This window comes from Kushneria halocnemicola (assembly GCF_965650455.1).
Classification (GTDB): Bacteria; Pseudomonadota; Gammaproteobacteria; order Pseudomonadales; family Halomonadaceae; genus Kushneria.
On the sequence record NZ_OZ287968.1, the window covers coordinates 3030544 to 3050164 of the forward strand.

A 19621-nucleotide genomic window follows, 5' to 3' on the forward strand; every position below is an offset into this window, starting at 1 on the left:
TGTGATCACATCAGCGCGTGGCCATAAAGGCGTGCACGCCCTCGGCCAGCTGCCGCCCGAGGCGCACCAGCGTTTCCCCTTCGACCATGCCGATACCCAGCACCAGACCGCGCCGCGGGTCATCCTCGCTGCAGACCGGGCTGAGCGGCTTGACCACCAGCCGGTAGTGATTGAGCAGGTAGCGCGCCAGGCGCACATCGTCGATATCCGGCGCGAGCGTCACGCACAGGGTAATGGTGCCGGCCGGCGGCGAGACATCGATCACGCCCGGCAAAGGGGTCAAAAGCGCATGCAGGGTCTGCTGGCGCTGTAGATATTCCCGATTGATACGCCGACACCAGCGGTCCAGATCGCCGTCGGCCATGAATCGCGCCAATACCGCCTGATCCAGCATGCGTCCTTCGCGAAAGACCTCGCTGCGCAATCGGTTGATGGCCTCGCTCAGCGCGCGTGGCACCACCAGGTATCCCAGTCGCAGCCCCGGAAACATCAGCTTGGAAAACGACCCGGCCAGAATGGAGTGGCCGTCATCGGGAGAGAAGAGCAGGCCGCGGTGGTGGCTGTCGAAGAACTCGTAGTCGTCCTCGATGACAAGCTCTGGTGACAGGCGCTCGACCAGCGAGCGCTTGTCCTCGATCGGCATGGGCACGCTCAAGGGGTAGTGGCGCGCACCGGTCAGATACAAAAGCCGCGGCGAGCGGGCTGAAGGCGATGGGTCGCGATAGCCCGCCCCGGGCTGCCAGTGACACTGATCGATGCCCAGGCCTGCCGCTCGAAAGACATTGCGCGCGCCCCAGTAGCAGGGGGAATCCATCGTCACGCGGTCGCCGTGGTCGGCGAGCGCCAGCGCACACAGCTCCAGGCCGTGATGGGTACCGTCGGTAATGATGATCTGTTCCAGGGCGCATTCGATGCCGCGCCCGCGCCGGAGAAAATCGGCAATCTCGCGCTTGAGCGGCCCGTAGCCGCCGCTGGAATAGGACAATAACAGGGCGTTTTGCGGCACGGTCAGGGTGGCGTAGAGCGTGCGCCAGCGCCGCATCGGAAAGCGGGCGATGTCGGGGATGCCCGGCACAAAGGCCCCGCTCTGGATCGGGCTGGCACCGCTGGTGCTCAGAATCTGTCGGGCCCGGTCTGACAGCGCCGGCGAAGGTGCGTTTGAAAGTGGCGACGAGGCGTCCGGGCGCCGGCTCCAGCTGCCGCGGCCGTGCTGGGTCATCAAAACATGGCGCGACTGCAGCGACTCGATGACACCGGCCAGGGTGTTGCGCGCCACGCCCAGACGCTCGCAGATATGGCGGTGGGCGGGCAGGCGCTGGCCGTCGGTCCACTGCAGCTCGATCAGCGTGGTCAGGGCCTGCTCCAGACGCACCTGCTTGCTCAGCCGGTCGGGCTGGCGTTGCCAGGCCGCTTCGATATCGCTCAGGGCCTCTTCGACGGATCGCTGCATGGCACGGGTCCGGGCAGGGTGACGGGAGATGAGGGCATTATGGCGGTGGTTGTGAACAGTGGTCCAGCTGAACACACAAGTGGTTCACGTACCAGGGCCTGGACAGTGGTAGCGTGTGATGAGGAGAGACAACAAGGCATTGATGCCGACCCAACCCTCCTGCCGCCCTGAATGACCATAACAATCACGGAATACTCCATGCAGAGCACAACCAAACCACGCGAGCTGGTGCGCGTTCTGGCCCGCACCGACGTGCTGGCCCTCGCCTTCGGCGCCATGATCGGCTGGGGCTGGATCGTTTTGACCGGCGGAGCCATTCTCGATGCCGGCAGCCTGGGCGCGATCATCGCCTTTGTCATCGGCGGCATTGCCGTACTGCTGGTCGGGCTGACCTACGCCGAACTGGCCTCGGCCATGCCCAAGGTGGGCGGTGAGCACGTCTACAGCTACCGCGCCCTGGGCCATTTTGCCTCCTTTATCTGTACCTGGAGCATCGTGCTGGGCTATGTGAGCGTGGTGTCGTTTGAAGCCGTCGCCCTGCCCACCGTGGTCGAGCAGCTCTTTCCCGGCTACGACGTGGGCCATCTCTGGACCGTGGCCGGCTGGGACGTCAAGGCCAGCTGGGTCGCCGTGGGCGTGATCGGTTCGCTGATCATGATGGCGATCAACTATGTGGGGATTACCACCGCGGCACTGATCCAGAAGCTGGTGACCGGCCTGATTCTGGTGGTCGGTGTGCTCTTCATTACCGGGGCGCTGTTTACCGGCGAGGTGGCCAACATGACGCCGCTTTTCAACCATGAATCCAGCGGCGGCTTTGCCGGCGGCATCATGGCGGTGCTGGTGATGGTGCCCTTTTTGTTCGTGGGCTTTGACGTCATCCCGCAGGCGGCCGAGGAGATCGATCTGCCGTTTCGCGATATCGGCAAGGTGCTGATCGCTTCGGTACTGATGGCGGTGGCCTGGTATGCGCTGATCGTGCTGGGCACCAGTCTGATGCTCGATCACGACGCGCTGCAGGGCAGCTCGCTGTCGGTGCCGGACGCCATGGGCGCGGTCATGGGCAGCGTCTGGGGCAGCAAGCTGATGGTACTGGCGGGCATTGCCGGCATCATCACCAGCTGGAACGCCTTTTATATCGGCGGGTCGCGGGCGATCTACGCACTGGCGCACTCCGGCATGCTGCCGGCCTTTCTGGGCAAACTGCATCCGAAGTACAAGACCCCCACCAACGCCATCATCATGATCGGGCTGTTGTCGACGATTGCGCCTTTCATGGGCCGCCCGGCCATGGTGTGGCTGGTCGATGCCGGCGGTCTTGGCATCGTGATCGCCTATCTGTTCGTGGCGCTGTCGTTTCTGGTGCTGCGAAAGCGCGAACCCGACATGGACCGCCCTTTCAAGGTGGGTAACGGTCGAGTGGTCGGCGCGCTGGCGGTGGCGCTGTCGCTTGGCATGGCCTGTCTGTATTTGCCGGGCAGCCCCTCGGCCCTGACCGGCATCGAGTGGGGCGTATTTGGCGGCTGGATGGTGCTGGGGCTTGCGATGTATCTCTTTGCGCTCAATCGCTACGGGCGCGCTTTCAGCGACCGCGTCATGCAAAACGTTTATGACCGCTGACATCACACCCATGAGGGAGACACATGTTTGACATCGAATTCAAAAGCCAGCGCGGCGCGGCACTGATCGGCGAGCGCTGGGTCGAAGGCGACCGGCAGTTTGCGGTCAATAACCCGGCCACCGGTGAGCTGATCGCCAACGTGGCCGATCTGGGCGCCGAGGAAACCCGTGAGGCCGTCGCCGCCGCCGAGACGGCAATGGCCGACTGGCGCCGCGTGCCGGCGAAGGAACGCTCGCGTCTGCTGCGCCGCTGGTTTGATCTGGTGGTGGAACACACCGATCAACTGGCGCGGTTGATGACGCTGGAACAGGGCAAGCCGCTGGCGGAGTCCCGCGGGGAGGTCGGCTACGGTGCCTCATTTATCGAGTTCTACGCCGAAGAGGCCAAGCGCATTGCCGGGGAAACCCTGCCGGGCCACGGCGCGGACAAGCGCATTCTGGTCATGCGCGAGCCGATCGGCGTGGTCGCCGCCATTACGCCCTGGAACTTCCCGCTGGCGATGATCACCCGCAAATGCGCCCCGGCACTGGCCGCCGGCTGTACAGTGGTGATCAAGCCCGCCGAGGCCACGCCGCTGACCGCGCTGGCACTGGCCGCGCTGGCGCTGGAGGCCGGTATACCGGCAGGGGCCATCAACGTGGTCACCGCCAAAAGCCCTGCCGCGGTGGGCGAGGTGCTCACCACCGACCCGCGGGTGCGCAAGGTCTCGTTTACCGGCTCCACGCCGGTGGGCAAGAAGCTTCTGGCGCAGTGCGCCTCCACGGTCAAAAAAACCGCCATGGAGCTGGGCGGCAACGCGCCCTTTATCGTGTTTGACGACGCCGATATTGACGCCGCCGTTGAGGGTGCGATCGCCTCGAAATACCGCAACGCCGGCCAGACCTGCGTGTGTACCAACCGCTTTCTGGTGCAGTCCGGCGTCTACGACGCCTTTGTCGAGAAACTCGCCGAGCGCGTGCGCCAGCTCAAGGTCGGCAACGGTCAGGAAGAAGGCATCAACATCGGGCCGCTGATCAATCAGGCGGCAGTCGACAAGGTCAGCGCCCACGTTGCTGATGCGCTCGACAAGGGCGCTCGACTGGTAGAGGGTGGTCAGACGCACGCGCTGGGGCACTCGTTTTATGAACCGACCGTGCTGGCGGATGTGACACCGGACATGGCCGTGGCTCATGAGGAGACCTTCGGGCCATTGGCGGCGGTGTTTCGTTTCGACCAGGATGATCAGGCCATCGCGATGGCCAACGATACGCCCTTTGGCCTGGCGGCCTACTTCTACGCCCGTGACTACAAGCGCATCTGGCATGTGATGGAGGCGCTGGAGTACGGCATGGTGGCCGTCAACGAAGGGTTGTTGTCGACCGAGCTGGCCCCCTTTGGCGGGATCAAGGAGTCCGGACTGGGTCGAGAGGGGTCGCACCATGGACTGGAGGAGTTTACCGAGCTCAAGTATGTCTGTCTTGGCGGGCTGTAATCGCTGCACATCAAAGGAGACTGCAGATGAACAATAACGAACTCAACGAGCTGAAAAAGCGCTACGTGGCCAACGGCGCGGCAAGCCCTGATACCCACTTTGCCGACCACGCCGAAAATGCCGAGCTGTGGGACGCCGACGGCAAGCGCTTTATCGATTTTGCCGGCGGTATCGGCGTACTCAATATCGGCCACCGCCATCCGAAGGTGGTTGAAGCGGTCAAGGCACAGCTCGACAAGGTGATGCACACCTGCCAGACCGTCATGCCCTATGAAGGCTACGTTAAGGTGGCCGAAAAACTCAGCCACATCACGCCGGTACGCGGGCACGCCAAGGTGATGCTGGCCAACTCCGGCGCCGAGGCGCTGGAAAACGCCGTCAAGGTTGCCCGTGCCGCGACCGGTCGCTCCAGCGTGATCTGTTTCACCGGCGGCTATCACGGTCGTACCTTCATGACCATGGCGATGAACGGCAAGGTCGCGCCGTATCGCACCGACTTCGGCCCCATGCCCGGACAGGTCTACCGCGCGCCCTATCCGGTCGAATCGATCGGCGTCAGCGAAGAAGAGGCGCTGCGCGGGCTGAAGATGACCTTCAAGACCGACGCCAACCCAAAGGATACCGCGGCGATCGTCATCGAGCCGGTGCTGGGCGAAGGGGGCTTTCACGCCGCCTCACCGAGCTTCATGAAGGCGCTGCGCGAGATCTGTGACGAGCACGGCATCCTGCTGATCGTTGATGAAGTGCAGTCCGGCTTTGGTCGTACCGGTAAGATGTTTGCCATCGAGCACACCGGTGTGGAACCCGACATCATGACCATGGCCAAGAGCATGGGCGATGGCATGCCGATCTCGGCGGTGGTGGGCACCGACAGCGTGATGGACGCCTCCGGCGGCAATTCGCTGGGTGGCACCTACACCGGCAGCCCGGTCTCGTGTGCCGCCGTACTGGCCGTGCTGGATGTCTTCGAGGAGGAAAACATCCTCGAGAAAAGCCGCGCGCTGGGCGACAAGCTCGGCGAACGCTTCCAGACGCTGGAGCGCTCGTTTGACTGCGTGCGCAACTCGCGTCACCTGGGCGCCATGGCAGCCTTTGATCTGGTCCGCGCCGACGGCGAGCCGGATGCCGAGCTGGCCGGCAAGCTGTGCAAGACGGCGCGCGAGCGCGGCCTGATCCTGCTCTCCTGCGGGCTCTACGCCAACACGATCCGCTTTCTGATGCCGGTCACCATCAGCGATGAGGTGCTCGGTGAAGGGATGGATCTGATCGAGGCCATGCTCGGCGAGATGAGCGGTCAGTCATAAGCCGCCCGTGTGCCGGTGACCGCCGCGTCTGACACAAAAGGCCCCGCCATTGGTGGGGCCTTTTTTATGCCACGAGTCCGTGGGGTCGCGGATTACGGCTGGCGCGCGGCAATCTGCAAAAAGGTCTCGACTTCCTCAATCGTGGGGATGCCGGTGGCGGCCCCGGCGCGCTGTACGGCAAGCGCGGCGGCGGCGGTGGCGCGCTCAAGACAGGTCGAGGCGTCACAGCCTGCCTGTACGGCGGCCATGTAATAGCCAATGAAGGTATCACCGGCGCCGGTGGTATCCACGGCCTGCACCGGACGGGCCGGCTGATACAGGGGTTCATTGCGCTCACCGTCGATGCGCCAGGCGCCTTCCGAGCCGAGCGTGAGCACGATGTCGGTGCCCGGCAGCGCCTGTTGCAGCGCCGCAATCAGGCTTTTGGCATCGCTCTCTTCTGCCATTTCGACCAGTGCGGCAGCCTCCCCGCGGTTGACGAACAACAGTGACAGCTCGGTCAGCGGCAGTTCACGAATGGCCGGCGTCATCGGCGCCGGGTTGAAGGCCACCTTCAGACCTCGGTCCAGCGCCTGACGGATCACGGCCTCGATATCGTTGCACTCGTTTTGCAGCAGCAACCAGCCCTTGCTGTCGGCGCCGTTGATTAATGCCCTGATGCGCTTCTTGCTGAAGCTCTGATTGGTGCCGCCAAAGAGCACGATGGCGTTTTCGCCATCGTCATCGACCTGAATCACGGTGTGACCGCTCGAGCCTTCGAGCAGCGTCACGTCATCGATGTCGGCGCCGGCGTTTTTCAGCGTCGCAAGCGCCCACTCGTCGGCATGGCCCAGCTGGCCCCAGTGAGCGACCCGGCCACCGGCACGCGCCAGCGCGATGGTCTGGTTGGCGCCCTTGCCGCCCAGCACGATCTGATAGTCGGTGCTGGAGAGCGTCTCGCCCGGACGCACCAGGTGCGGCACGCGGTAGACATGGTCGATATTGATCGATCCGTAGTTGTAGACGGTGGCACCGCTGGATGCCGGTTGGTTCGATGCTGACATGACGCCCTCACTGGTTGGCAATGCGGTTATAGCAATGATTTGGCGTGATCATCGAACAGATGGGCTCCGTTGTCGATTCAGGTCAGACCAACGATTCAGGGCAGATCAGCGATTCAGGGCAGATTAAACACCAGCGCCTCGGCGTCACGGCCGCGAGCGAGTGTGATCCGCGCTTCGTCTTCCAGCATCAGGGCGTCACCGCCTTCAAGCGCGTGGTCGTTGACCTCCAGCGCGCCGCGGATGAGATGCACGTAGCCGCGCCGACCGGGGGCGAGCTCGTGGGTCAGGGTGGTCTCGCCGTCCAGGATCGTGGCGTAAATGAAGGCATCCTGCTCGATGTGCAGCGAGCCTTCCCGACCGTCGGGGGAAATGATCAGACACAGCCGGTCGCGTTTTGAATCAGACGGGAAGTCGGCCTCGCTGTAGCGCGGGGAAAGCCCCGTCTCACGCGGGAAAAGCCAGACCTGCAGAAAGTGCACCGGCGCATGCGCGCTGTGATTGAACTCGCTGTGCTCCACCCCGGTACCGGTGGTCATCAATTGCACGCGCCCCGGGCCAATACTGGAGCCGTTGCCCAGCGTATCGCGGTGCGCCAGCTCACCGGCGAGCACATAGGAAAAGATCTCCATGTCGCGGTGGCCATGCTGGCCGAAGCCGCCGCCGGGCGCGACGCGGTCTTCATTGATGACCCGCAGGGGGCCGAACCGGACGTGGTTCGGGTCGTTGTAGCCGGCAAAGGAGAAGGAGTGGTAGCTCTCGAGCCAGCCGTGGTTGGCGTGGCCGCGCTCACTGCCGGGGCGAAGGGTCAGCATGGGAAGTTCTCCAGACGTCAGAAAGGCGCCCAGCATCTGCTTCGAATTCCTGCAGGGCAACTGCAGAAAATAAGCGTTGAGCGTCGATAAAATGGAATGCGCCCGCTTGAACTGTCGGGCGGGCGCATGGGGTCGGCTGGGTAACGCTCAGGTGCCCTGTGCCACCGGGCGGTTTCTCATGGCCGGAAAGTCAAACAGCGCCCGGCCCGGACCACGGTCGAGTACGAGTCGTACCAGCAGACAGCCGGCACAGACGGCCGTGGCGATGAGCACGGGCAGGGCAACGGCGAGTGCCTGCCCTGCTGTGCCGCTGAGATCCACATCGGCCAGCAAAAGCGTCACCGGATGGACCAGCAGCATGTGAAGGACATACACCGGCAGGGTGCGTTTGCCCAGCGCCTGCAGGGCTCTCATCTGCCAAAAGCGCAGGATCAGGCTCAGCGTGTCGATGGCAAACGAAACCATCAGACAGGACAGAAAAAGCTGCATGACCGGCCAATAGAAGATGCCCAGCTGACGAGCGAGCGCCATCGAGGCCAGCAGGACCACACCCACCAGCGCCCAGCGTCTGGCGCTGAAATCCGCGTAAATCCGTGCGATGTGGTCCCGCCCAAAGCAGCCCAGCGCGTAGAAAATGCCGTAGTCGAGCAGTTTCTGGAAATTCCAGGCCTGGGTGATGTGCTCGGAAAGGATCTGTAAAAGCGCCAGTGTCACCAGAAGTGGCACGGTGACCCGATTGAAGATCTTGCAGACCACGAAGTAGAGCACCAGCGCGTAGAGATACCAGATGCCGCTGTCGGCCAGAAAGACACCGCGCATGAATTCGACCACATCCAGCGTGTACGCCTCGCCCGGAATGACGCCGGCGGCCCCCGGGATTTGCGTGCGCATCAGCGAAATGACGAGCCAGTTGATCGTCATCCACAGCACGTAGAGCCAGAACAGGGTCGCCACCCGGGAACGGAAGGTGGCCTGCCAGGTTCTACGGGTGATGGCGGAGTGCGCCAGAAAGCCCGAAATCAGGAAAAAAAGCGGCATGCGAAGCGGCTTGAAAGCGGTCAGTACGCCGGTCCAGAGGCTATCGAGGGGAAGTGTGCCGAAATCGATCCGGGTATAGGAAAAGATGGTGGTATGCCACAGCACCACCATGAAAATGCAGGCGCCCTTGGCGGCGTCGATCCACACAATACGCTGACCGCCATGCACGATGGGTGTTGTTGTCATGGGAAGGATCGCAGTAGGGAGATTCAGACCATGCTAATGCGATCCAATGTAGCTAGTAGCGCTTTACGAGTGGTTTTGTGTGGGTTGTCTGGTGCTTTGGGTAGTGATTCGTTATTGCCGTTGATCGGATTACACAGGTTATCCCTGCCATACGATCCGTTGAGCTTTCCTGAACTTCGGTAACATATGATGGATGGACGGGCGCCGGCACAAGGGCGCTTGCCGCAGCGGGCGGTGGCCTGACGAGCAGACCACCGTTCGGGCATGGCTTACTTTTTGGCGCCGGATTTTTTGGCGTCGTCCTGGACTGCTGTGCGGGTCGATGTATCACCCGCTTCCAGCAGGTCGGCCACCGAATCGAGGATCTCCTTGGGCCTGAACGGGTAGCGCTCGACCTCGGAGCGGTCGGCAATGCCGGTCAGCACCAGCACGGTGTGCAGCCCGGCCTCGATGCCGGCCACCACGTCAGTGTCCATGCGATCGCCGATCATGCCGGTGCGCATGGAATGCGCCCCCAGCTTGTTGAGCGCCGAGCGAAACATCATCGGGTTGGGCTTGCCCACGACATAGGGTTCGCGCTTGGTCGCGCTGGTGATCAGCGCTGCCACGGCGCCGGTGGCGGGCAGCGGACCTTCCCGGCTGGGGCTGGTCACATCCGGGTTGGTCACGATGAAACGGGCGCCGTCGTTGATCAGACGAATGGCGCGCGTGATCGCCTCGAACGAATAGGTGCGGGTCTCGCCCAGTACCACGTAGTCCGGGTCGGTATCGGTCATGACAAAGCCGGCCTCATGCATGGCCGTGGTAATGCCGGCCTCACCGATGACAAAGGCGGAGCCGCCGGGCGACTGATCCTTTAAAAAGGCCGCGGTGGCCAGCGCCGAGGTCCAGAGCTGCTCCTCGGGCACGTCGATGCCGCTGCGCGCCAGCCGGGCACTGAGATCGCGCGGGGTATAGATCGAATTGTTGGTCAGTACCAGAAAGGGCTTTTGCTTCTCCCGCCACTGGTTGATCAGCTCGGCCGCCCCGGGAATGGCCTTGTTTTCGTGCACCAGCACGCCGTCCATATCGGTCAGCCAGCAATCGACGTCGCGTTCTATCTTTTTGTTTGTCGTCACAATCCGTTCCCCCGTTTTGATGATGACTGTCAGCATAGCGTCAGACGGCGCCTTCTGTCTTTTTCAGTCCTGGCTCCGGTCCGGCAGTAACATCGAGACACGCTTGATCGCTGAACGGCCGGCGCTACCCGATAGAGATCGATTTAAAAAACATTGTTTTGTTAAAAGCGTCTCATAAGGCAAATAAAAGGCGGTTTTAATTAAATATTAATGCCGCCTCTTTGTTTAATATTTCCTTCATTTCAGAGCAGCCATTTTTCAAAAAAAGCCGCTTGAACACTGGAACTGACTGTCCATATCGTGGTCTTTTATTGGCGTCGAAATAACGCCCTGTGTGTTAATAAATCATTAATCCCTGCGGGAATATTACTCGCAGCGGGCGCCTTGATCAGGTGATGTGATGTCTCTGAAAACAGCGGTTCGCACCAACACATTTCTCAAGACGATCGCGCAGAGTGTCGAAAAAAGTGCACGGCGTGGCGTCACCCTTGTCATGACGAAATGTTTTCGAAAGCATCAGGCCGTCGAGGTCGAAAAGCTTCAGGGGCCCCTGAAAATTCTGCTGGTGCGACCCAACTATCGCATCGGTAATGCACTGATCATGTCGCCTGTCATTGAAACCTTCCGACAGCGATTTCCCGACGCGCAGATCGACCTTCTCACCACCGATAGCACGCAGACGCTGTTTCGCCATCAGCGGGTGGATCAGCTGTTGACCCTGTCGCGCGATGCCATCGTGCGGCCGTGGCGCTTTCCCGCCATGCTTTGGCGGCTGCGCCAGGAGAAATACGATTTGGCCGTGCAGGCCGGGCCCAGTTCGCTGACCGGGCTGATCTTCGTGCGCTGTATCAAAAGTCGCTACACCATGGGCAAGGGCAAGCGGGGCCAGCGCTGGTTTGATATCGAGGTCAGCGGTGAACAAAGCCATGCCTACGATATTCCACAGATGTTTGCCCGCGCCCTTGGTACGCCCTGTCGCGACCGACCGCTGATGACACTGAGCAACGGCGAGTGCAGCATCGGGCGCGGCGAGCTCGAGGAGCTGGGCATCGATTTTGATGCCGCCGGGCGAGCGACGCCCTTTGTGGCGCTGTTTGTGGGCGGCCATCTCGACAAGCGCCTGCCCCTGAGTTTCTGGCAGGAGAGCATCGACGCACTCGAGGCCGCCGGGCAGCGCTACGTGGTGTTTGTCGGCCCCGAGGAGCTGCGCCACGCACCGGCACTCGAGCGACAGACAGCCGGTAGCCGGTATGGCGCGCTGTGCCGGCCCCGGCCGCTGCGCATCTTTGCCGCCATGCTGCATCATGCGCGCTATCTGATCAGCCCGGACTCCGGTCCGCTGCATATCGGCGCGGCGCTGGATGTGCCGGTCATGGCACTGGTGCAAAAGCGCAAGTCGCTGAAATTCGCCCCGCGCGGGCCGCTGGATATCGTGCTGTGGCAGCCGGATGCCCAGCGTCTGGTGGCCGCCGTTATCCGACCCGAGCAGTTCCAGGGGCGGCGTGATATTGAGGCGGTTGCCCCTGACCCGGCCCCGGAGATGGCGTTGACGTCATAACGGTTGACGCCATAACGACAGCGACCGCGGCAGGCGCCTCCCGGATGGATCACTCGGCCCGGGAGGCCGCCGCGACCCGGCGGCTTCGTGACCTGCGCAGCCCCAGCCAGCCGTTGACGAGCAGCGTCACCAGGGTGAGCAGACCGCCGTAGAGCGTCGCCTCCGGGGGCTCTTCGCCGAGCAGCCACCAGACCCATAGCGTGCCAAGAATCGCCTCGACCAGATAAAACAGCGCCACCTCGGCGGAGGGCAGATAGCGAGTGGCGTTGTTGATCAGTGCCGTGGCCAGCGGCATCTGCACCAGCCCCATGAGGGCAAGCACCGCGTAGCTCTGGGTGTCCAGCGCCAGCGGCGTTGCCATGGGCCAGGCAATGAGGGCCGTGATGATGCCACCGCCGGCAATCAGCGGCAGCCGGTCCAGTACCGGATAGCGCCGCAGCAGCGTCAGGTTGGCGCCGACCGCCATGGCGGCGCCGAGCGCGTAGAGATCGCCCAGCAGGCCGTCGCCGGTCAGTGAGCCGGCAAAGACGATCACCAGCCCCAGCATGGCCAGACCGATTGCCACCCAGGTTCTTGCCGCGACGCGTTCCTGCAGAAACAGCCGTGTGAAAATGGCGGCAAACAGCGGCGCCGTGCTCAGGATCACTACCACGTTCGCCACCCGGGTGTGCATGACCGCCATCACGAACAGCAGCGAAATGGCCGCCAGCAGCCCAGCGGAGACCAGCGACACCCCGCGATGGGCGTTGAGCGTCGCCAGCCGGCGGCGCTGACAGTAGAAAAGCCCCATGACAAGTGCCATGAAAGCGCCGCGCCAGAACGCGACGTTCCAGCCGTCGGTGGCCGCCAGTCGCACCAGCAGACTATCGAAGCTCAAAATGACGATGCCGAGCGTGGCCAGCGTCAGACCGCGTGAGTGGCTGGCGGCTGCATCACTTGAGGTGGCTGCCATGTCGGACTCTCCTCAACGACAGTGACCGGGCTGGCGCACGGCCTGTCGTGTCTCTGGGGTGGGGGCGTGACCCGAACGACCCGGGCTCCCGTCATCCTGACCCGGCAGCAACCAGTGCCCTGTTCCCGTTGCGCCATTGGGGAGGGCAGGGGCGACGCTCCGGGCCCGTCGAGCATTCGGGCGCTAAACGCGGCGCAAACTGCAGACCGTGTCGAACCAGGCCTGGTTGCCGATCAGGGGTTCGGGATTGATCGGCTGCAGGGCGTTGACGTTAATGCCGTTGCCGCGCCCGCCCAGGCGCTTGTCCCACCACAGATGATCGCGCAGGTCATCGCGCTCGGGCGCCGGCGCGTAGCCCTTGTAGCCCAGCGCGGCCTCGCGTTCGCGCGGACCCTGGCGGGCCATGGCCGCCCGTCCCGAGACGACGTACCCCAGGCTGTTGGAGATCGCGACCACGCGGGGGTGAATGCCCTCGGTGACCACCACGTGGACCTGCTGGCTGCCGACCGGCTGGCCGGTATCGCGCCAGGCCCGGTCCCCCCGGTCGCTGCTGCGCGGGCGATAGGTGGTCAGCTCGACCCGATCGCCCGTGACAATCCCCAATCGCTTTGCGGTGCGCGGATTGATCCACATCGGGTTGTCGTGAACGATCTCGGTCAGATACTTCTGGTTGGCCGTGCGCCCCTGGGTGTGCACGTTCCATTTGAAACTGGTCAGGATGAAGCGGTCCTCCGGCAGATCCACATGGGCCGGCACCGGCAGATAGCCCGGCAGCCCGTCGTGATGAATGCCCTGGCCGCGGGCCACTTTGGTGATTGCCGGACTGTGGATCTCAAAGCGCCTCGAGGGCGTCCCGAACCCGCGAACGGCGCGCGGCGTCCCGTGATCATCGATCATCAGCCCGATAACCTGCGCCCCGCCCTGAGCATCGCGCTGATAGATCTGCCCGCTTTCGTCATCGATGTGCGCATCGGCAAGCGCCGCCTCGCTCAGGGGGCGACGATGCGCCTCGTAGTTTTTGGGCACATCATCGACAAAGGCGCCGTGGCGCTTCATCCATTCGAAGCCGTCGGCCTCCTCACCGGCGGGGATGTGACGACACTGATGGCGCACGAAGGCCTCGTGATCACCAAATTCGAAATAGCGCGCCTGATCCGGCCCCAGGCGGCGGCCGATATCAAAGAGCACATCGGCGTAGCTGCGCGCCTCGCCCGGCGGGGTCACCATGGGCTGGCGCAGGGTGACAAAGTGGCGAAGCTCGGGGCTGCTGCGGGTCTCAAGCCCCCAGCGCTCCAGATAGGTGGCATCCGGCAAAATGAGGTCGGCGTAGTGGGCCATCTCGGAATAGACCACGTCCGAGCAGACGTGAAAGGGGATCAGCGACTCATCCTTGAGCACATCGACGGTGGTGGTGCGCCCCTCCGGCCAGTTCATGGGCGAGCCGAGGGTGTAGGAGAGATAGACATCCACCGTCGCGCGGCCTTGGCGGATGTACTCATACACGATCTGACCGACCTTCATCTTCTGCCAGCGGTTGGCCAGCGGCCACTCCGGCGGGTCTTCCAGATCGGTTCTGACCGTGGGTTCCGGCGGCACGGGCTCGGGCTGGGGATAGCGCTCGGCGCGCAGCTTCTCCTCCATGCCGTAGCAATAGCCGCCCGGGCGACCCACGGAGCCGACCAGCGCGTTGAGCATGACCACGGCGCGCTCGGCGTTCATGCCGTTGTAGTGCGAGCCGGTGCCGCGATTGGTAAAGGCCACCGCTGCCGGGCGCTCACGGGCAAAGGCCAGCGCCACGCGCTCCATGTCAGCGGCGGCAAGCCCGGATTCGGCTTCGGCCCACTCGGGCGTGTAATCCCTTAAAAAATCGGTGATTTCGTCAACCGAGAGATTGACGAAATGGGTCACGAACTCCCGGTCAAATTCGCCCTCACGCATGATGACGTGCGCCATGGCCAGCGCCACGGCGCCTTCGGTGCCGGGGAAGGGCGCAAACCACTCATCGCTGCGTCCGGCGGTGTTGGACAACCGCACATCAAGGGTCACTAGCGTCGCGCCGTGATCAAAGCGGGCCTTGATGACGCGCTTGACCAGATGCAGCCCGCCCTGGTGGGCCTCGTAGAAGTTGGACCCGAAATTGAGAAAGTAGCGACAGCGCTCGGCGTCGATCGACTCCCAGTCGGTATCGCCCAGGCTGACGTAGTTGGCGCCGCGCTTGCTCGAGGAGCACAGCGAGCGGTGGTTGAGCTGAACCGGCGAGCCGATGGCACCCAGAAAGCGTTTGATTTCGGTATTGATCCGCGAGCGCCCGGCATGGAGCACGACGCGCTCGGGGTGGCCGGCATCAATGCTTTGTTGAATGCGCCCGGCGATTTCGTCACAGGCTTCCTCCCAGCTGATGCGCTGCCACAGCCCCTCACCTCGTGCTCCTGCCCGTCTAAGCGGATACACCAGCCGCTCGGGATAGTCATTGATGGTGGGCCCGCTCTGGCCCTTGGCGCAGGTCATGTGGCTGCCCATGTTGGGGTCGAGCGGGTTGCCGCGGATTTTTACCACCCGGTTATCGATGACAAACCCCTCGATGCCGCACACGCTCGAGCAGTTCAGACATACGCTTTTGACGCTTTTGGCCTGGCGGTAATCGTTTTTCACCTTGCGGGCCGGGGAGGGCACCATCAGGGCGCCGCCGACGGCTGCCGCACCGAGGGCGCCACCCACGCCCAGATAGATGTATTCGCCTTTTTTAAGACCGGCCAGGGCGGCAATGCCCGCCTTGATAAAGGATCGTCGTTTCATGCAGGCACCGTATTGTCCACCAGAGGGAGCATCCTGAAGGGAAAGCGCATCAGCGCTCGGCCCACCGATCGATTTCATAATCCAGCGGGTCGTGCGGGCGGCCATCGGGCAGCCGGTCCACGGCGGCCTGCGGCACCACCGTGCCGATACCGCGGTAGCGCACCTGTGGCTGTGTGCCGCGCTCGACGCGCAGTCCGTTTAGCTCGCTGTCGTAGCGCTGATAAAAGCGTGACACCGGACTCTGATCGTCGTTGATGTCACCAAAGATCAGCACGTCGGCCGGACAGGCTTCCACGCAGGCCGGTGCCATCGATTGCTCAAGGCGGTGGCTGCAGAAGTCACATTTGTCGGCAATGTTTTGCACCGGATCGATATGCAGCGCGCCGTAGGGGCAGGCGCCGATGCAGGATTCCCACTTGTCGCAGGTATCCGGGTCGATGTGCACGATGCCGTCATCGCTTCGCCTGATCGCCCCCGACGGACACGCCGTCATGCAGGGGGCATCGGCACACTGCATGCACAGGGTGGGCAGAAAGCTGCGCCGGGTGGCGGGGAAGGCGCCGTGGTCGTGATAGAGCACCCGGGTGCGAAACACGCCCAGCTCGATATCGTTTTCGACCTTGCAGGCGACCGAGCAGGCGTGACAGCCGATACAGCGCTCGAGGTCGACGGCCATCTGCCAGTGGGGGGAGGATGTGGTCATTGACGCTTACCTGTCGCAAGACTTTTGAAAAACGCGGGATGAAAATCTTACAGAGGGTGCGCGCTAAAACAGTAAATATTAATGTAAAGACCTGTATCCATGGAGGTGGCTGTTGCCGGTCCGTGTGTGCTGCGACAATGAAGGATCATTACCGTCAGGAGAGTCTCATGACCGAGTCCGTATCTGCCGCGCTTTCCGATGATCTGCGTGCGCAGCTCATCGCCGTGCGCGACAACGCCTATGCCCCCTACTCCAGCCATCCGGTGGGGGCGCTTTTGATCAGCGAAAGCGACACCGTCTATACCGGCTGCAACGTGGAAAGCGCCAACTACAAGGGCCTTTGCGCCGAGGCGGGAGCCATTGCGGCACTGGTGGCCGCCGGCGAGCGCGAGATCAAAACGATTCATGTCATCGGCCCGGGGGAGGCGCTGTGCACGCCCTGCGGCGACTGCCGCCAGCGCATTCGCGAGTTCGCCACGCCCGACACCGTGATCGTCGTGGTCGATGGAAAAGGCCAGCCACTCAAGCGCTATGACATGAATGCCCTGCTGCCGGACTCCTTCGGTCCGGAAAACCTCGACCGGCCCTCGACAATGGGATAGCGCTCTGCGCTCGCATCAGGGCGGCGCGACAGGGCAAAAGGGGTGATACAGCCTTGAACGGATAAGAAAACAGTGTTGTACAAGTCGCGACAAACCGGGGGACGCATGTCAGCAAACGGTCGTCAAAATGTCATACAAAAGCCGATAAAAACCCTGCCCTGGCCCGGGTTTAACGCCCACAAAAATTTATAGTGTACAAGGCTTGTACATTACCCGGCGCTATGCCAGAGTGTGTCTACACGGTCAGCACGGATGCTGACCCGGGATCGACAGGATGTTGATCCGAATGGCGAGGAACGCCACGGCAGGGAATGCCGCAGATATCGGCCAGGATGGCCATAGCAAGGATTGCAACATATACCGGCCAGGAAGGCCGGTCACATTACCAGGGAAGGAATTGACTCATGACACATTACATCTCCTGCACACGCTGTGGTCACGATCAACAAACGCCGATGGACACCTGCAATGAGTGGGACGAGATTTCCTGCTCCGAATGCGGCGAGTTTCTGGACACGGTTGGTCACTGGAACGACCTTCACTCTCCGTCGTTTGCCATGCAGACGCTGAACAAGTCCAGAACGCTGACGCTCATGATGGCCCGCGAGAGCCGCCCCATCAACGACCAGCAGATCGGCCAGCGCGTCTCTGCCTGATAGACGCCCAGCGCCACAGACATTTCGAAATGCCGCCCATCGAGGCGGCATTTTTATGTCTGTTTCCTGACTTCAAACAGCTGTTCCGAAACGCTATGCAATGCGCGGCCAACGGCTGCAAAAACGCCCGGCCATGTGCCGGGCGTTTTGATGGGTGGTCCTGAAAAGCCGGCGTGGCCTAGAAGATGACCGCCAGCACCACCATGACAAGCCCCAGCAGGCTGATGCCCCAGACCATCGAACGCACGTAGGGAATACCCATGGCGTAAAGCGGTACGTAGGCGATGCGTGCCAGCAAATAGAGCCAGGCGCCCCATGCGGTAAGTGCCCCTTCCTGATGGCCCACGTGCGCGATCAGGATGGCACCGATAAACAGGGGCAGGGTTTCAAACAGGTTTTTCTGGGCACGAAACAGCCGCCCCGTCACCACGCCCATCGGCGGGCCTTCCTTGTCGCGCGGTCCCGCATTGTAGTCGAGGCCGGTTTCGCGATTGCGATACATCGCAGGCAGCAGGATCTGGACGATGGCAAGCACCAGTGTCCAGCCCAACAGGTACAGTTCCATGCTCATGGGGCGCTCCCGGAGTGGTCAGGATGACAATCTCTGCTTCAGCGTAGCAGGCCACCGGCGGAGAGTGCGGCGTTATTGCGCTGTCCGGTCGCCTGGTCGGCGGTATCGTCGAAAAGCGCCGGCTCGACGCTGGGACCAGAGGCCTGGCTCTCTCCATGCTGAAGGATAAAGACCGCCAGCGCCTGATCCACCAGCGATGTCTGGCGTCGCAGTGCATCGATATCCTCGCCAAAGGCGTTCGCCAGGGCCATGTTATGGCGAATGTCATCATGGATATCGGCCATCGCCGTATTGACCCGGTCAACGCCCTGGCGCTGCTCGTCGCTGCCGTGGCGAATGCGCTGCATCCGTTTGGCTACTTCCTCGATGCCCTCGCTGATCTCTTCCATGCTGAGGTGAACCTCGCCGGTGCATTCGTGCCCCTTTTGTATATGTGCACGTGTCTCTTCGACCAGTCTTGCGATTTCCCGGGACGCCTCGGCGCTCTTGCCGGCAAGGTTGCCGACCTCGGCGGCCACGATCGAAAAACCACGGCCGCTTTCCCCGGCACGGGCAGCTTCCACGGCGGCATTGAGCGCCAGGATATTGGTCTGAAAGGCGAGAGAATCGATCATCGAGGTAATGTCGGCAATACGCCCGGCGCTGTCACGCATATCGTTCATGACCTGTCTGAGGCGGTCAGTGCGCTCGCGCCCCAGGTGCATGCGCGTTCGGGCCTGCTGGGCACCGTCGCTGGCGGTATCGGCGTGCTGCGCGTTGTCATGCACCTGATGGCTCAACTGTTCGAGCGTGGTCACGACCTCTTCAAGCGCATGGGTTTGGCGCTGCGAGCGGTTTGAAAGCTGCTGGTTGCCTTCAGTGATTCGGTCACTGGTAGTCACGACAGCTCTGGAGCTGTCGCGAACGTTGATCAGGGTGGCGCGCACGGCCTCAAGAGTGCTTCTGAACGATTCGCCCAGATGGCTGTACATGGGCTGTTTATCGGCTCCCAGATCAAATTGATCCTTTTGATGCGCAATTCGGGAGCTGAGGCAGTCCAGCTCCTGCGCCGCCACGGCCTCACGACGCATCATGCGTGCCATGGCGATCAAAATGAGCGCGTGAAGCACCAGATAGGCGGCGTGTGTCAACACCATGCCAAGCCAGGTGTCCATGAGATGATGGACCGGCATGACATACACCGGGCCGCCCCGGCTCTGCCACCAGCCAAACGCCAGGTGGTGTACGGCGATCACCAGTGCCGCGCCCAGAATCGGGCGCCAGTCACGATAGGCCAGCAGTACCGAGATCAGAATGAAGATCATGAAATGCGCTTCGATCAAACCGGACATCAGGTGAATCTGCAGCGTTGAAAAGACCATAAGACCGGCGGCGGCCAGCATCCGGCTTGTAAGAGCGTTCGGAAAAAGCCGCATGGCAAGCAAAGGGGCAACGCAGGCTGGAATGCCGATGGCAAGGGCCGACAGCCACCGCCCATGAAGCGGGGCCAGTGCAAGGCAGGTCAATAAAAGAAGCGGCAGAACAATCGACATCAATCGGTGCGCGCGATGATATACCGGGCTTAAAAGCGGGGTCGCATCAGGGGCGTTCGGCATGACGGATAAAACTCTGATGATACAAGCATGGAGTGCGGCCATGACCTTTCATGAGCGTCTGACCGAAGCAGTTATCGTTTTTCCTTATATACTGCTTATCGGCCATGGCACTTGATGCCTTGAGAGCGTAGAAGCAGGGTAGCAG

Annotated in this window: 16 protein-coding genes; 6 read left to right on the plus strand and 10 right to left on the minus strand. The window is 62.4% G+C overall.

Going from position 1 to position 19621, the window contains the following annotated elements; genetic code table 11:
- Positions 1–10 precede the first annotated feature (10 nt).
- Positions 11–1450, minus strand: a complete 1440-nt coding sequence (locus tag ACS92L_RS13740) for a PLP-dependent aminotransferase family protein (RefSeq protein WP_438765569.1) — start codon at positions 1448–1450, stop codon at positions 11–13.
- Between the two features lie 198 nt (positions 1451–1648).
- On the opposite strand from ACS92L_RS13740, the gene ACS92L_RS13745 reads away from it, so the two are divergent.
- The 3 genes from ACS92L_RS13745 to gabT are packed head-to-tail and all read left to right on the plus strand — an operon-like array spanning position 1649 to position 5846.
- Positions 1649–3070: an APC family permease gene (locus ACS92L_RS13745; RefSeq protein WP_438765571.1), complete on the plus strand. Its 1422-nt coding sequence runs from the start codon at positions 1649–1651 to the stop codon at positions 3068–3070.
- A 23-nt stretch (positions 3071–3093) separates the two neighbouring features.
- On the plus strand, positions 3094–4542 hold the full coding sequence (locus ACS92L_RS13750; RefSeq protein ID WP_438765573.1) for an NAD-dependent succinate-semialdehyde dehydrogenase: 1449 nt from the start codon (positions 3094–3096) through the stop codon (positions 4540–4542).
- 26 nt (positions 4543–4568) lie between these two features.
- Positions 4569–5846: a 4-aminobutyrate--2-oxoglutarate transaminase gene (gene gabT / locus ACS92L_RS13755; RefSeq protein ID WP_438765575.1), complete on the plus strand. Its 1278-nt coding sequence runs from the start codon at positions 4569–4571 to the stop codon at positions 5844–5846.
- Between the two features lie 92 nt (positions 5847–5938).
- On the opposite strand, the gene ACS92L_RS13760 is transcribed toward gabT, so the two are convergent.
- The 4 genes from ACS92L_RS13760 to ACS92L_RS13775 form a co-directional block, all read right to left on the minus strand.
- Positions 5939–6889 (minus strand): ribokinase, encoded by a 951-nt coding sequence (locus ACS92L_RS13760; protein ID WP_438765577.1) that lies wholly within the window; start codon positions 6887–6889, stop codon positions 5939–5941.
- 113 nt (positions 6890–7002) lie between these two features.
- Positions 7003–7701, minus strand: a complete 699-nt coding sequence (locus ACS92L_RS13765) for a pirin family protein (RefSeq protein ID WP_438765580.1) — start codon at positions 7699–7701, stop codon at positions 7003–7005.
- Positions 7702–7848: 147 nt separating this feature from the next.
- A complete protein-coding gene (locus ACS92L_RS13770; RefSeq protein ID WP_438765581.1) occupies positions 7849–8925 on the minus strand; it encodes an acyltransferase family protein in 1077 nt (358 codons plus the stop codon).
- Between the two features lie 269 nt (positions 8926–9194).
- Positions 9195–10043, minus strand: coding sequence for an HAD-IIA family hydrolase (locus ACS92L_RS13775; RefSeq protein ID WP_438765583.1), 849 nt, complete (start codon positions 10041–10043; stop codon positions 9195–9197).
- A gap of 400 nt (positions 10044–10443) precedes the next feature.
- Between ACS92L_RS13775 and ACS92L_RS13780 the strand changes: the two genes are divergently transcribed.
- Entirely contained in the window at positions 10444–11601 is a 1158-nt protein-coding gene (locus tag ACS92L_RS13780) for a glycosyltransferase family 9 protein (protein WP_438765585.1), read from the plus strand.
- A gap of 49 nt (positions 11602–11650) precedes the next feature.
- On the opposite strand, the gene ACS92L_RS13785 is transcribed toward ACS92L_RS13780, so the two are convergent.
- From ACS92L_RS13785 to ACS92L_RS13795, 3 genes are all read right to left on the minus strand, one after another.
- Entirely contained in the window at positions 11651–12553 is a 903-nt protein-coding gene (locus ACS92L_RS13785; RefSeq protein ID WP_438765587.1) for a DMT family transporter, read from the minus strand.
- 183 nt (positions 12554–12736) lie between these two features.
- Entirely contained in the window at positions 12737–15349 is a 2613-nt protein-coding gene (locus tag ACS92L_RS13790; protein WP_438765590.1) for a molybdopterin-containing oxidoreductase family protein, read from the minus strand.
- 49 nt (positions 15350–15398) lie between these two features.
- On the minus strand, positions 15399–16052 hold the full coding sequence (locus tag ACS92L_RS13795) for a 4Fe-4S dicluster domain-containing protein (protein ID WP_438765592.1): 654 nt from the start codon (positions 16050–16052) through the stop codon (positions 15399–15401).
- 167 nt (positions 16053–16219) lie between these two features.
- On the opposite strand from ACS92L_RS13795, the gene cdd reads away from it, so the two are divergent.
- Complete coding sequence (cdd, locus tag ACS92L_RS13800) at positions 16220–16654, plus strand: cytidine deaminase (protein WP_438765594.1); 435 nt, start codon at positions 16220–16222, stop codon at positions 16652–16654.
- A gap of 404 nt (positions 16655–17058) precedes the next feature.
- Positions 17059–17310: a hypothetical protein gene (locus ACS92L_RS13805; RefSeq protein ID WP_438765595.1), complete on the plus strand. Its 252-nt coding sequence runs from the start codon at positions 17059–17061 to the stop codon at positions 17308–17310.
- Between the two features lie 178 nt (positions 17311–17488).
- On the opposite strand, the gene ACS92L_RS13810 is transcribed toward ACS92L_RS13805, so the two are convergent.
- A complete protein-coding gene (locus ACS92L_RS13810; protein WP_438765597.1) occupies positions 17489–17881 on the minus strand; it encodes an MAPEG family protein in 393 nt (130 codons plus the stop codon).
- A gap of 38 nt (positions 17882–17919) precedes the next feature.
- A complete protein-coding gene (locus ACS92L_RS13815) occupies positions 17920–19413 on the minus strand; it encodes a methyl-accepting chemotaxis protein (RefSeq protein ID WP_438765599.1) in 1494 nt (497 codons plus the stop codon).
- Positions 19414–19621 lie beyond the last annotated feature (208 nt).